Consider the following 13,346-nt stretch of genomic DNA (forward strand, 5'->3'; position numbering starts at 1 on the left):
CTTTGCTCAGTACCATGCCCCCCGTCGGCTTCGGCCTCTGGAAGATCCCACGCGAAAACACCGCCGAGGCCGTCATCGAAGCGATCCGCGCAGGCTATCGCCATTTCGACAGCGCGGCAGACTACGCCAATGAGGCGGAGACAGGTGAAGGGATAGCGCGCGCCATCGAAGAAGGGCTGGTGACCCGCGAAGAGCTTTGGATAACCTCCAAGCTTTGGAACACCTTCCACGCGCCCGAACACGTGGAAGAGGCGTGCCGCAAGACACTTGCCGACCTGCAATTGGACTGCCTCGACCTTTACTTGATCCACTTCCCTATCGCGCTGGAATATGTGCCCATTGAGGAGCGCTATCCGCCCGAATGGCTGTTTAACCCGGACGCAGCTGAGCCTGAGATGCGCCCTGCCCGCGTCCCACTCTATCAGACGTGGCACGCGATGGAGGCGCTGGTGGAGAAGGGTCTCGTCAATCGCATTGGGGTTTGCAATTACAACACGGGGCTGATCCATGATTTGATGAGCTACGCCGCCATTAAGCCCAGCCACGTCCAGATCGAGAGCCACCCTTATCTGACGCAAGAAAAGCTAATCCGCTGCGCGCGTGGCTACGGCATTGATGTCACCGCATTCTCGCCCTTGGGCGCGCAGAGCTATTTCGAGCTCAATATGGCGGAAGCCAGCGAGAGCCTTTTGGGTGCAGCTCCCGTGATGGTTGCGGCTGAGGCGCATAACAAGACGCCGGCCCAAGTGCTCCTCAAATGGGGAGTTCAGCGCGGAACCTCGATTATTCCGAAGACCACCAAGCCCGAGCGGATGCGTGAGAACCTCGACATCGACGACTTCAAGCTTTCGGCGGTCGAAATGGCTGCGATCAGCGCGCTCAATCAGGACCGTCGGTTCAACGATCCGGGCGTGTTTGCGGAAGGCGCGTTTGGGAGGTTCCATCCAATCTATGACTGAGTTCCCCGGCCTAATCCCAGGAGGCGGCGATCTGGCCGCATTCCTTTCCGCTAACAAGCGCGCCGTCGATGCGGCCCTCACAGACGCGGGCGCGCTTGTGTTTCGCGGCTTTGACGTGCCCAACCCGCACACCTTCGATGCCACTATCGAGGGCTATGGCGAGACAGGGTTCACTTACGAGGACTCGCTCTCCAACGCGGTGCGAACCAACGTCACGCCCCGGGTATTCACTGCCAATGAAGCGCCTCCTTCGACCGAGATTTTCCTCCACCACGAGATGGCACAAACCCCGCTCTATCCGTGCAAGCTTTTCTTCTATTGCGAGGTTGCTCCGGGCGCTGGCGGCGCGACCCCGCTGTGCCGTTCGGATTGGGTGCTGGAGCGCCTTGCAGAGCAATCGCCAGCCTTCGTTGCGCGGCTCGAAGCCGAAGGCGTGCGCTACACCAATGTGATGCCAGCCTCCGATGACGCAGGCTCAGGCCAAGGCCGCTCTTGGCGCTCAACCTTGAGCGTTGCGGACGAGGCGGCTGCTGAGGCGCGACTTAAAGAACTCGGCTATTCGTGGGAGTGGCTCGAAGACGGGTCACTGCGCGTAACCACCGCTGCCCTTCCCGCAGTGCGCAGCCTTGAAGATGGCCGCACAACCTTCTTCAACCAGCTCATTGCTGCGTTCCGAGGCTGGGCGGACAGCCGCAGTGATCCGAACAAGGCGATCACTTTTGGTGGTGGCGAACCGATCACATCCGAGGACATGGCCCCCGCAATTGCGATCGCGGATGAGCTCACCCATGACCTCAACTGGCAGGCAGGCGACGTCGCGCTCATCGACAACTTCACCGTGATGCACGGCCGCCGCCCGTTTGAGGGCAAACGCCGAGTGCTCGCCTCGCTTATTGCCTGACCCGCGCGCGGACCCAATAGGCGACATTGCCGAGCACCAGCGCCCCGATCAGAGTTACAAACAGGACCCCCGGCCCATTGGCGCTGGCCACACCGACGGATGAGAACAGGAGGTACACCGCCACCACACAGCTAAAAAGTGTAACAGCCAGCGGCCTTGCATAAGCCCACGGGGTCATGTCGACCTGAGCGCGCGGGGTGAAACTCCATGCCTCTTTGCGAGGCCGCAACCGGCCGCACGCGAGCATGATCACAACCTCGATCACGAACAGCACCGCATAGAGATGGATGAAGTGCAGCGTGATCACATCGTCGAACACGAAGCGGATAAGTCCATAGGCGATGACGTGGAAGATGATTACGATCTTCGCCCCCAGCGCTGGCACACGCGCGGTGAACAGGCCGACGATCACGATCACGACCGTCGGGATATTGTAGAAGCCGGTGAAGACGCGGATAATCTGCCACAGGCCTTCCGGCGAGAAGTACAGCAGCGGCGCAACAATGAAGGAGAACAGAGCGATCACGACGCTGGCGATCTTGGCGACCCGGACGAGCTGCGCATCGCTCACCTTATCCCCTCTGGCTGGCCCATAGATGTCGAGCGCAAACAGCGTCGCAGCTGAATTGAGGAGCGAGTTGAAGGAACTGAAGACCGCGCCCAGCAGGACCGCCAAGAAAAACCCGCTCATCCAGAAGGGCAGCACATCGCGGATAAGCCTTGGATAGGCTTCATCAATGGTGCCGAGGCCTCCTTCGCCTTGGGGCCCATACATATGAAAGGCGATCACGCCCGGGATCATCATCAGGAAGGGCACCAGTACCTTGAAGAAGCCTGATAGCAGCACTCCTTTTTGCCCGTCCGCCAATGACTTCGCGCCGAGCGTGCGCTGGATCACATATTGGTTAGTGCACCAGTAGAACAGGTTCGCAAAGATCATGCCGGTAAAGAGCGTCCCGAAGGGTGTGGGCGCGTCCCTGTCACCAATGGCGTTGAGCTTTTCGGGGTGCTCGCTTGTGAGAGTTGCGAGTCCCTCGCCAAAGCTCCCGTCGCCCAGAGCGATGAGCCCAAACACCGGCACCGCCACGCCTATAATGAGCAGGCCCACACCATTGAGCGTATCGGACACCGCCACTGCGCGAAGGCCGCCGAAGACAGAATAGATGGCCCCAATCACGCCAATGGTTATGACCGTCACTACCAAAGCCTCGAAATAGGTGAGGCCTGTCAGCCCTGGCACATCGAACAAAAGCAGCACCGCAACCGACCCGGAGTAGAGCACGCTAGGAATGGTCACGAGGCCATAGCCCAGCATGAACAGCAGCACTGACATCCGCCGAACCACAGGGTCGAAACGGTCGCCCAGAAATTGAGGCAGAGTGGTGAAGGCTCCGGCCAAGTATTTGGGCAGGAAGATCAGCGCCATTGCGATAGTCGCGACTGCCGCTGTCACTTCCCAGCCCATACTCGATAAATTGTAGCCATAAGCGGAGCCGTTGAGCCCGATCAGCTGTTCAGCGGACAGATTGGTGAGCAGAAGCGAGCCTGCGATAAAGGCTGCGCCAAGACCGCGCCCTGCCAGGAAGTAGCCGTCCTTTGTGTGCGCTTGGCCACGTGTTTTGAGCCAGCTCACCCCGCCTACTAGAGCCATGAATAAAGCACAGCTTAGCGCGGTAAAAAGGAGATTACCTTCACTCATTTCGGTGGATCGGCCAAAATCGCTCTATAGTGATCGATCAATTGATCTTCGCCAAATTCGGGCGTCGCCTCAGCACAGTATTGGCCCGTTACCGGATCGAGAACCAACATACTCTCGGTTGCGTAATAGCGCGCTATTCGGGCGTATTCGGCTTTCTCTGCCAGCCAGTCCGACGCCCATGCGCCCAACGAAAAAATCGCGGCGAACAATCTGAACACCCCCACGGGAACGCTGCGAAACTTGGGCTCCAGGCCTGCTGCCTCAAACAGCAGCTCGCCTTGGCGCTTCAAGGTGATCGCAGGGCCCGGCCCGCCAATGGGAAGGATTGCACCATACGCCTTTTCATTGCCGACCTGATTAGCGATGAAGCGCGCCAAGTCACCATCGCTTATTGGCTTGCACGCGGTCAGTTCTCCGTCGCCAAAAAGGAAAAAAGGCTTGCCCGCGCGGACCCGTTCAACCTGTCCGGAAAGCGATTTGAAGAAGGCAGTGGGGCGAATGATCGTATGGGCGATGCGAGACGTTCTTAGCTCCGTCTCAAAGCCCAATTTCGCACGCTGAAATGCGAGCTTTGGCTTCTGCACACAGATTGCGGAGAGCAGGATGAAATGCTGCACCCCAGCCCCCTCACCTGCGCGAAGAAGGTGGCAGTTGGCCTCATAATCGACCTTGAGCGCATCTTTCGGCGAACCCGAACGCGAGGCGATACACGAGATCACCACATCAGCATTCGTCTCAGCAAGAGCGAGCGCCACATCGGTTGGATCGGCGAGGTTGACCGTTTGAACACGCGCGCCCGCAAGCTCCGGCACATCGCGATCGCTTGCGTGCCTGACTAGAGCGATTACCTCAAACCCGCGCGCCACACACTCGCGCACAACTGCGCGGCCAATCGTGCCGCTGGCGCCAGCAACCGCAACCGCTTCGCCTTTCATTCTATGTGATGTCTCGTCCGCCTCGCCCACGCAATTGACCCTAGCAGCGCGAATTGGGCGGTCAATTTTTTGCAAGGCTCGTTTACGTCGACAAAAAAATCTTGAACCAGATGTCAATCAGGGTTTCTTCCTGTACTGCCTCACAATTGGGGGCAATCCTGATTGTTGTTCCTCCCCGGCCATCCTACAGCGTATTGAAATCTGGCTATATTCGCAGCCCAAACGTAAAGGCTCGGATCGCAATGGGACAGTAAGATGAGTGAACAGCTTGGCCGCGTTTTGGAAAGTAACGCTGCGCCTACCACCACGCTGACAGGCACTCTGGCAGTGGGCGCACGCGCGGGAATGAGCGTGACCGGGGTTGCTATTGCAGGCCATCAGCAGGGCAATGTAGGCACCGCTTTTGAAGGGATTTTCGGCACACTTACCGTCAATGCCGATGGCAGCTTTAGCTACGTCCTCGACAATCAAGACCCCGACACCAATCTGATCGCTTCGGGCGAAGAGGGCACAGATCGCTTTACAATCACCTTTGAGCTTGGCGGGATCACTCAAACACTCGCGGTTGAGATTGCGGTAGATGGTGTCGATGAGACGGTGCGCAGCTTCTTTCAGACCAGCCGACCGGTGCGGCTCGAAGAAAGCATTACGCTGGATGCCAATACATACGCGCGATTTACCGGTAACGAGGGGTATATTGACGAGCGGTTCGACTTTGCCCCCCCGCCCATCAATCTCGACAATTTCGGTTCAATCTTCCTCAACACGCAAAATGGTGAACCGTTTGCGACCAGCGTCGTTCTCACCGGCGAGAATTATACCCGCAATTTTGGTCGTATAGCCGCTACAACCAGCGACCCAGACACCATCGACGTCAGCGCCGTGATCGGCTTTGGCGAAAACCATGGTGTTATCACCTCCAGCGCCTCAGTGGGACCAGACGACAACGGAAACACCAATGGACGCGCGATTGGGTGGGCGGGGCTGAAAGTGAATGCGGGTCTGGTCGAAGCTATCTCGACCTACGATGCTTACGGTGTGTGGGCGCAGGAAGGAGGCCCGCTGGATAACTCCGGGCTGATCTATGTTGAAGGAGGCAACGCCTACACCTCGGTGACCGATACAGATCCCTTGGGAATTATCGGCCTGAGATCAGGGGGAGTGGGCGCGCTTACGAATAGTGGCACCATCCATGTGATATCTAACACGCCATTTGTGGAATCGGTTGGTGCGCGTTTCTTCCAGAACTCAACCAATATCTACAATCCAGTTTTCATCGACAATTCGGGCGCAATTGTCGCTGATGTCGCGTTAGAGGTGAGCGGCGATTTTCTCGCTTCAACCTACCTCACTAATACCGGCCTCATTGAGGGGCGGATCGAGCTTGTCGACGGGGTCAATCAGATCACCAATGGGGCAGGCGGCACGATCCGAGGCGATGTAAACCACGGGCTCGACCCTGACCTCCTGCTCAATGCAGGGGTGATCATCGGCGATGTTGATCTCAATGCCTCCAACGATTTCTACGATGCTGCGGCAGGGGGCAACATAACCGGACAAGTGCTAGGCGGCACTGGCAATGACCGATTTCGTGGGAGCGGTGCGAACGAGGCTTTCCTTGGGCAGGAAGGAAGCGATTGGCTCGAGGGCGGAGGCGGCGCGGATCAACTCTCAGGTGGCGCGGGCGCGGATGTTTTTGTTTATACAGCGCTCACTGATTCCACCGCTGGCGAGCGCGATACGATCACCGATTTTGAAAGCGGCGTGGACACTATCCATATCGGCGCACTGGGTGAGGCGAGTTTCACTCTTACGCCGAGCGGCGGGGACACCATCCTTCGGGCAGGCACTCTCGAAGTGCTGGTGATCGGCACCGTTCTCACAAGCGATATCGTCAACACCGCGACCCCGTCACAGCTTGACGGGACCAATGACGATGACCTGCTCGTTGGGCGCGATAACGATACGGCCCTGCTTGGTTTGGCGGGCAATGACACACTGCACGGCGGCGATGGAAACGACGTTCTCGACGGCGGTACGGGCGCGGACACGCTCTATGGCGGCGCGGGCGATGACGTCTTCATCATGGATAATCCGAGCGACCTGATTGTCGAGACGGTCGATGGCGGACGCGATGAATTGCAGACTTTCGTCTCAACCATTTTGCCCACTTATGTCGAGGCCGGAACACTGCTCGGCACTGCCAATATAGACATCAGCGGCAATGAATTCGACAACACGCTTAACGGCAATGAGGCTGGCAATATCCTTCGCGGCAATGGCGGTGACAATACCATCATCGGCGCAGGCGGTGCTGACCTCATCTACATGAATATCGGCACACATACCTCTGTGTATCGCGCTCTGAGCGATTCCACTCGCGTGGCCCCTGATCGTATTTTGTTTGGAGGCGAGCAAGACCGCATCGACCTCGCTTTATTCGATGTAATAAGCGTCACTGTGGGCGAATATGACCGCGTAGGACAGGCCATCGGTGCAGGGTTCTTCACGCTGGATCTCACCATCGTCTCTATCGAAACCAGCCTTGGCGAACTGGTCATAGAATTTGACGACACCCCTTCGCTCGATATGTTTGTGTGGAACCGCACGACGGGCGAATTGGTGCAATTGTTCGGCCTTGACGAAGACGACACGCTCCTTGGCGGGAGCAGCAATGACCGGATCGAAGCGCGCGGAGGCGCAGACAGCCTGTTTGGTCGCGATGGCGCGGATCTGCTCATAGGCGGCGCGGGCGATGACGCAATTGACGGCGGCAGCAATGTCGATACCGCTGTCTTTAGCGGGAACGCGGCTGACTACACTATCATTCAGACCCAAGTTGGGGTGTTCGAGGTGTCGGGCGCAGATGGGACTGACACTCTCACTACAGTCGAATTTGCGCAATTTGCAGACGAAACCGTGCGGCTTCGCCCCGGCATTGGTGTAAGCGTCAATTTCGACATCTTGGACCCTGCTTCCTACCAATCGGCGATGAACGCGATCCGCGACTTTGATGGCAATGCGCTTGGGGGTGATGGCTCGTGGCTTTTTATCGGCACCATCGATGCCAATGGCGACGGCGATATGGACCAGCTGCTCGTGAACCGGACGATTGGCCGGTTTGCAACAGTTGGCACAGGCGATGATGGCCTCATCTACTTCGACGATTACAGCTGGGCAGGTGAGACGCGAGTGGCGGGGATCTACATTGACCCGCTGGTGCAATTGGGGCTTGTCGAGCAAGGCAGCCCGTTCGACAGCCAGCAGCGCTTTCAAAACGACCTCCTCATTGAAAACATCAACCGCGTTCTGGGCGCTGATGATTACGATGGCGACGGGTTGCAGGAGGTGTACTTCGCGCTGACCGATGGCACTGCATATCTTCGCGCCATCATGGAGTTCGATGGCAACGTTCGCTACGCCAATTATCAGGACGAGCAAGGGGTGATCGACTACCTCACCGCTAATGGCTTTGGTGAAGAGACGTATGGCACCTGGTTTGGGGGCGGCGGTGAAGCCACTTTGTGTTCCCCGTCAGCCTTTGTGAGACAGATTGAGGTGATTGGATAGAGGAGTGTTTTGGTCTCATCGTAGTGACTGTAAGGAACGAAGATGAGATCAAAACGAGCAAATTCCAAAGCGCCTGCTGAGCGGGTGGTGAAGGACATTCGGCGCAAAACACGGTGCCAGTTTTCAGCGGAAGAGAAGATACGGATTGTGCTGGAAGGCCTGCGTGGTGATGACAGCATTGCCGAGCTGTGCCGCAGGGAAGGTATTGCCCAGAGCCTGTATTACACTTGGTCCAAGGAGTTCATGGAAGCTGGCAAGCGCAGGCTTGCTGGCGATACTTCGCGTGCGGCGACCACCGACGAGGTAAAGGATCTACGCCGAGAGGCACATGATCTGAAGGAGGTGGTGGCTGAGCAGACGCTGGAGCTGCGTCTGCTCAAAAAAAGCATGATCGGGGATGGGGGAGACGAAGAATGAGATATCCTGCATCCGAGAAGCTGGAGATCATCAGGCTGGTCGAACGATCCCATCTGCCAGCGAAGAAGACCTTGGACATGCTGGGCGTTGCGCGCCCTACCTTCTATCGCTGGTACGACCTCTATCAGCGCTTTGGCGAAGCGGCGCTGGAAGATCAAAAGCCCGGACCGCAACGTGCGTGGAACCGCGTGCCTGAGACCATCCAACAGCAGATCATCGATATGGCGCTGGAACACAGCGATCTTAGTCCAAGAGAGCTGTCGGTGCGCTTCACCGATGAGAAGCGCTACTTTGTGTCTGAGGCGACCGTTTACCGCCTGCTGAAGGCCCATGATCTGATCACCAGCCCAGCCTACACCGTGATCAAGGCTGCTGATCAGTTCCTCACCCAGACCACCCGCCCGAACGAGATGTGGCAGACAGACTTTACCTACTTCAAGATCATCGGGTGGGGCTGGATGTATCTATCGACCGTCCTCGATGATTACTCGCGCTATATCATCGCTTGGCGGCTCTGTTCGACGATGAAGGCAGAGGACGTCACTGATACGCTCGATATGGCCATGCAAGCATCTGGCTGCGAGCATGCCCACGTCAAGCACAGGCCGCGCCCGTTATCTGACAATGGCCCCAGCTATATCGCTGAAGAACTGGCCGACTATCTTGGCAAGAACGGCATGGATCATGTGCGCGGTGCGTCCTGCTGGAGAACTACTTCCTGCCAGGCGATCTAGAGCGTCAGATCGAAGCCTTCGTCGAACACTACAACCACCACCGCTACCACGAGAGCCTCGAAAACGTCACTGCTGCCGATGCCCACTCCGGCAGGACCACAGCCATCATCCAACAAAGAGAAAGGATCAAACAGCAAACACTCGAGCAAAGGCGCTTGCTTCACCGCAAGCTCGCCGCCTAAAACACATCAACCAGATGAGACCAAACACTCGCTAAGCCAAAACCCAAGCGTGTCTCAATTTATCTGACGACGGACAGCTCATGCAATTGCAAGAGCGCATGTCGAGCCTGAACGAGAGGTCTCAAGGGCTCATTCTGTTATCCGATGACTTCACTGCAAAGACTGCGTGAAGCAGCGCCCAATTGGTCGAAGATAAAATCTAGCAGTAGCGCGCGCCTTCGAATTGAGGTGAAGCAACCTGAGGCAGATGGGACTTCGGGAAGGAGAACATTTGACCTCTCAGTGACTCAACATCAGGGTGGGCATGTTACCATCCAAGAAACAGCCCAGCACGAGCAACTTCCGGCATGCTGCGTTGAAAGACACATCAATCGTGACGGTACATTCTGTCTCTATCTGGCTTCAACAAATCCAATCACCAATGAGGCTGACGCTCAATGATGGTGGTCGGGGCTTCGAGACTTTCTGAATCACCAAGGCTTCGTGGAGAGGCGTGGCTTCTGGCCCCCGAATGCGCAGCTCTCACATGGGAACGCAGCGGCGGACACACAGATTGAAATGGAAGGGATAGCCGATCCCAACGGCTTTAGGCAGGAGGTTTTGGACGGCATATTCTTGCACAAAGGATGGCTCGGAGAACACTTGCCGAGGCTTTCCAAATCAGGTGGGAAAGTGGTCAATTCAAGAGGACCGTGCCCAAGGCTTTGTCAGAATCGACATCGCCCTGCCTACAGACGAGACTGTTCAAAGAAGCGCTGTACGGACGACTGCCCCAAAGGCCATCGGCCGATAACTAGGGCGGATTGTCCGATGCGAGAAAGCGTCGAAGCGCTTGTCTTGCTAGAGCACAAAAGGCGAAAGCAGGAAGGACAGTTTATCGCATATCTGAAGAAAGAAGGCGTTGAGTGCTGTGGCACCGTTCCGAGGTGCCCTCTACACAAGTGACAAAGCCCTTCTGCGCAAACTTCGGATTGCGATCTCCTGTATTGAACCCGCAAGCTATGGCGGCTTCGATGGTCCCTGCCCAAAACCTGACCCTAGCACACCCCACTTAGGATCCAGCCGAACAATGAGCGAAAACGCCTCAAACATAACCGAATTTCGGGATAAGGCCGAACGGGCTTTAGCCTTTAAGGGTCTGATTATTAAGCTGAAAGCTCTGGTGCGCTTACGGGACCCGAAATACTCGTCTAAAATGCTGATAAATCAGTGATTTCGACGAGGGTAATTTGTTCATGCCCCCCCCGCCATGCCCCCACCAAAATTTGTGGAAATGTGAGTCCGGGATTGTGACTCGAACAGGGTATTTTAGAGCCCCTTTATGCACCGGATTCGCTGACACGGAACACGAAATTTCCGTCCCTGTCAGGCGATCCGGAGCTGGTCTCATCTGCATCGACCCTGAAGCCATTCGTCGATCTCGTGCTCAATCCACGCGACCGAACGACCGCCCAGGCGAACCGACTTCGGAAACCTGCCTTCATCCATCCATCGGTAGACCGTGGACCGGCCCAGGCCGGTCCGATGCAGGACCTCTCGTAGCCTCAGGAACCGGCTGATTTTGGGCCTCTGGGAGCACCCATGATCTGAGTCAGCGAGAAACGGCATCGACAATTGCTCGATCTCATTCGCCATGGTCGACTCCCTCTGGACGGGGTGCGACAAGGCCAAGGCGGACGAGCCTACGGTGATAGGCATCGACCACTAGATCGCGCAAATCGGTTTCGGGATGGTACGTGAGCAACGCATCCAGCGCGACAGTGATGAAGATGTTCTGACGCACAGGATCGGTGGCAGGTGTGCGCAAGTCTGCCTCCATATCGCGCATCCATGCATCGTGAATGCAATCGCCAACCACGATGCTGCTGCTGACCCCACGCTCGCGCGCTTGGGCCTTTATCCAGTCGTCAACTTGAGCGGTAACGTAAGTTTGTAAACAATGATTCCTTTTCATTTATCCAAGTCCTTTTGTTCAAAGAACCTGGCTCACCCTTGCGAAACGCAACGACCAATGTAAGTCGCGGGTCACCTGTAGGAAAATGAAAAGTTCGGCAGTAGTTTCAATCGCTTGGATGTCTCTGACTTGCGACTGATTTGCGAATCCAAATCGTAAGTCAGGTTCAAATTAGAAGATGCACACCCCGAAATTGACGTCCAAAGCCATGATAATAAACAAGAAACTTCTGCGGCACCGCTGCGTACGGTGTGCTGGGTCAAGCCCATTCTCAATTGCGGATCAGTGACCAGTTGCTTACCGGGCCAGATTATTGGAGAAAATGCTTTCGTTTCAAAACGGAAGCGTAGCGCAGCGTCGCCTTTAGCGGCGGAACTTTTTGTTCAGAACCGAGATATTCGGACGAGAATTTTCCTCAAATGTTCCGAAATGGGGACCAAATAGCCAACATCAGTGGCCAATGTTCTGGCCTGCTTGGATATGACGGCAAAGGAGCAAGATGTATTGTCCGGCGCAATGGACCGACATGCCAGAATGTTTGATCTTTATCGAATCCAGGGGCGACCGATTATGCGTCCAACTTTCGCACTGCGCCATCGCCATCCTTCACCCCTGTGAACATGAGAATAGGACAGGAACCGTTGCCGGTCCCTGCCCTGCTCATGCGGTCAGAACTCGTCTGACATCGCCCCGTGGATGGTGTGCACCACGCGCGCTGCAAGGTGCGCCGGAAGTACATTGTAATCGCCCTCATCCAGGGCAAAATATCCAAGGCGCTTGTCCTCGATAATGTGCTGATCGAAGAAGCTGTGCAGCGCCCGCCCCTCTGCCACAGCCAGTGCGGCAAAGTAGCGATCCGAAGTCGAAGTGCGTTGAAATTGCGTAGCCATAATTTCCTCCTGATGTCTGCCGTTGACGGCAGGAGCAGGACGGATGGGCGTGCGGCCGGCGGGTCAGGGATCGTCCTGAAGGGCGACCGCGAAGCGGCGGTAGGGGTTACGATTTTGTCGGACCGCAGCGGAGCGAAGGGGAGGCAAAATGGTGGGACCCTGCCGTCCTTGATGCGCCGGTTGCACGCCCATCATAATGGGACAACCGTGAGCCAGGCCCCTCCCCTTTAGGTCTGATAGAGCAACAGAAGAGGGGCGCTGTCCGGTCTGGACAGCGCCCCTCTGATGGGCATCGATGATGGAATATGTCAGTCGATCTCGGGAGCGTCGGTATTGTCGTTGTCGTCGCTCGAACCACTGCCGCGGGAGAGAAAGTCGATCTTGTCGGCGAGGATCTCGGTACCGTAGCGCGTGACCCCGTCCTTATCCTCCCACTGGGTGTAGTGGATGCGGCCCTGGACGCTGACCAGCTGGCCCTTGGAGCAGTACTGGCCGACGGTCTTAGCGAGGCCGTTGAAGCAGGTCACCCGGTGGAACTCGCTTTCCTTGGCGGTGTAGCCGTTCTTGTCCTTGTAGGTCTGACCGTCCTTGTCGCGCAGCGGGCGATCGGTGACGACGGTGATCCCGGTAACACTGGTGCCGCCCTGGGTCGTACGGGCTTCCGGATCGCGGGCGAGGCGGCCGGTGATGATGGCGATATTGGTCATGAGCTGTATCCTTCAGTTCCTCAAACCGGAGACCATCTCCGGCTTGCGAACATCCAGAAGAAGCAGGGCATGGGAGGACTGCACCGCAGGCCCACAGACCTGTCTGGTGGCCAAGGGAAACCTGTTCCTGACGGGTGGTGCGGGCAGGCGTGCGAAGCGCGACCACACGGCCGTCAAAGGAACGGGTTGCTGTCCTCAGCTGACCTGCTTTATGGAATGTTCGCGACAAATGCCGGATGGGTATCGGGTGTGGGTCTGAAGGTGCCAAGACCCCGCTGAAATCAGCTTACCCCATCGCCTGCCGATGCCGCCAGGAGATCCATCGAGTTGCAGGCTGCTTCCCGGTTTTCCTCGTTCTCGAACGCCACGTCGAGGTCGGGGGCGTACCCGAACATGTG

General features: G+C 57.0%; 11 protein-coding genes and 1 pseudogene. 6 read left to right on the forward strand and 6 right to left on the reverse strand.

Annotated elements, in window-relative coordinates; all coding sequences use genetic code 11:
• Positions 1-2: 2 nt before the first annotated feature.
• Both INR77_RS15205 and INR77_RS15210 read left to right on the forward strand, forming a co-directional pair.
• Positions 3-959: an aldo/keto reductase gene (locus INR77_RS15205; protein ID WP_255573823.1), complete on the forward strand. Its 957-nt coding sequence runs from the start codon at positions 3-5 to the stop codon at positions 957-959.
• Positions 952-1,860: a TauD/TfdA family dioxygenase gene (locus tag INR77_RS15210; protein ID WP_223071841.1), complete on the forward strand. Its 909-nt coding sequence runs from the start codon at positions 952-954 to the stop codon at positions 1,858-1,860. The genes INR77_RS15205 and INR77_RS15210 overlap by 8 nt, the downstream gene beginning before the upstream one ends.
• Here the strand turns inward: INR77_RS15210 and INR77_RS15215 are convergent.
• The gene (locus tag INR77_RS15215; RefSeq protein WP_223071842.1) at positions 1,850-3,559 is read right to left on the reverse strand and encodes a solute:sodium symporter family transporter; all 1,710 of its coding nucleotides are present in this window, start codon (positions 3,557-3,559) and stop codon (positions 1,850-1,852) included. The two genes, INR77_RS15210 and INR77_RS15215, sit on opposite strands and share 11 nt — an antisense overlap.
• Positions 3,556-4,494: an NAD(P)H-binding protein gene (locus INR77_RS15220; RefSeq protein WP_223071843.1), complete on the reverse strand. Its 939-nt coding sequence runs from the start codon at positions 4,492-4,494 to the stop codon at positions 3,556-3,558. Before INR77_RS15220 ends, INR77_RS15215 begins: the two co-directional genes overlap by 4 nt.
• 255 nt (positions 4,495-4,749) lie before the next feature.
• Here INR77_RS15220 and INR77_RS15225 point away from each other — a divergent pair, with 255 nt between their 5' ends.
• From INR77_RS15225 to INR77_RS16055, 4 genes and pseudogenes are all read left to right on the forward strand, one after another.
• Entirely contained in the window at positions 4,750-8,064 is a 3,315-nt protein-coding gene (locus INR77_RS15225; protein WP_223071844.1) for a M10 family metallopeptidase C-terminal domain-containing protein, read from the forward strand.
• Positions 8,065-8,106: 42 nt separating this feature from the next.
• Positions 8,107-9,397: pseudogene (locus tag INR77_RS15230) on the forward strand (IS3 family transposase).
• A 144-nt stretch (positions 9,398-9,541) separates the two neighbouring features.
• The gene (locus INR77_RS16050; RefSeq protein ID WP_370632238.1) at positions 9,542-9,838 is read left to right on the forward strand and encodes an E2 domain-containing protein; all 297 of its coding nucleotides are present in this window, start codon (positions 9,542-9,544) and stop codon (positions 9,836-9,838) included.
• 117 nt (positions 9,839-9,955) lie between these two features.
• Entirely contained in the window at positions 9,956-10,342 is a 387-nt protein-coding gene (locus tag INR77_RS16055) for an E2 domain-associated cysteine-rich protein (RefSeq protein ID WP_370632239.1), read from the forward strand.
• 441 nt (positions 10,343-10,783) lie between these two features.
• Here INR77_RS16055 and INR77_RS15235 read toward each other — a convergent pair whose 3' ends face one another.
• The 4 genes from INR77_RS15235 to INR77_RS15250 all read right to left on the reverse strand — a co-directional run bounded on the left by INR77_RS15235 (position 10,784) and on the right by INR77_RS15250 (position 12,948).
• On the reverse strand, positions 10,784-11,095 hold the full coding sequence (locus INR77_RS15235; RefSeq protein ID WP_370632240.1) for a helix-turn-helix transcriptional regulator: 312 nt from the start codon (positions 11,093-11,095) through the stop codon (positions 10,784-10,786).
• A complete protein-coding gene (locus tag INR77_RS15240; RefSeq protein WP_223071845.1) occupies positions 11,022-11,351 on the reverse strand; it encodes a hypothetical protein in 330 nt (109 codons plus the stop codon). Before INR77_RS15240 ends, INR77_RS15235 begins: the two co-directional genes overlap by 74 nt.
• Before the next feature lie 668 nt (positions 11,352-12,019).
• Positions 12,020-12,241: a hypothetical protein gene (locus INR77_RS15245; protein WP_011413806.1), complete on the reverse strand. Its 222-nt coding sequence runs from the start codon at positions 12,239-12,241 to the stop codon at positions 12,020-12,022.
• Between the two features lie 308 nt (positions 12,242-12,549).
• A complete protein-coding gene (locus INR77_RS15250) occupies positions 12,550-12,948 on the reverse strand; it encodes a single-stranded DNA-binding protein (RefSeq protein WP_011413805.1) in 399 nt (132 codons plus the stop codon).
• Positions 12,949-13,346 lie beyond the last annotated feature (398 nt).

Source organism: Erythrobacter sp. SCSIO 43205, from assembly GCF_019904235.1.
Lineage (GTDB): Bacteria > Pseudomonadota > Alphaproteobacteria > Sphingomonadales > Sphingomonadaceae > Erythrobacter.

Excerpts from the sequence above, each read along its gene's own strand:
- INR77_RS15215 (WP_223071842.1), bottom strand. The coding sequence starts at position 3,559 with ATGAGTGAAGGTAATCTCCTTTTTACCGCGCTAAGCTGTGCTTTATTC.
- INR77_RS15240 (WP_223071845.1), bottom strand. The coding sequence starts at position 11,351 with ATGAAAAGGAATCATTGTTTACAAACTTACGTTACCGCTCAAGTTGAC.
- INR77_RS15250 (WP_011413805.1), bottom strand. The coding sequence starts at position 12,948 with ATGACCAATATCGCCATCATCACCGGCCGCCTCGCCCGCGATCCGGAA.
- INR77_RS15225 (WP_223071844.1), top strand. The coding sequence starts at position 4,750 with ATGAGTGAACAGCTTGGCCGCGTTTTGGAAAGTAACGCTGCGCCTACC.
- INR77_RS15220 (WP_223071843.1), bottom strand. The coding sequence starts at position 4,494 with ATGAAAGGCGAAGCGGTTGCGGTTGCTGGCGCCAGCGGCACGATTGGC.
- INR77_RS15210 (WP_223071841.1), top strand. The coding sequence starts at position 952 with ATGACTGAGTTCCCCGGCCTAATCCCAGGAGGCGGCGATCTGGCCGCA.
- INR77_RS16050 (WP_370632238.1), top strand. The coding sequence starts at position 9,542 with ATGACTTCACTGCAAAGACTGCGTGAAGCAGCGCCCAATTGGTCGAAG.
- INR77_RS15245 (WP_011413806.1), bottom strand. The coding sequence starts at position 12,241 with ATGGCTACGCAATTTCAACGCACTTCGACTTCGGATCGCTACTTTGCC.
- INR77_RS15235 (WP_370632240.1), bottom strand. The coding sequence starts at position 11,095 with ATGCCTATCACCGTAGGCTCGTCCGCCTTGGCCTTGTCGCACCCCGTC.
- INR77_RS16055 (WP_370632239.1), top strand. The coding sequence starts at position 9,956 with ATGGAAGGGATAGCCGATCCCAACGGCTTTAGGCAGGAGGTTTTGGAC.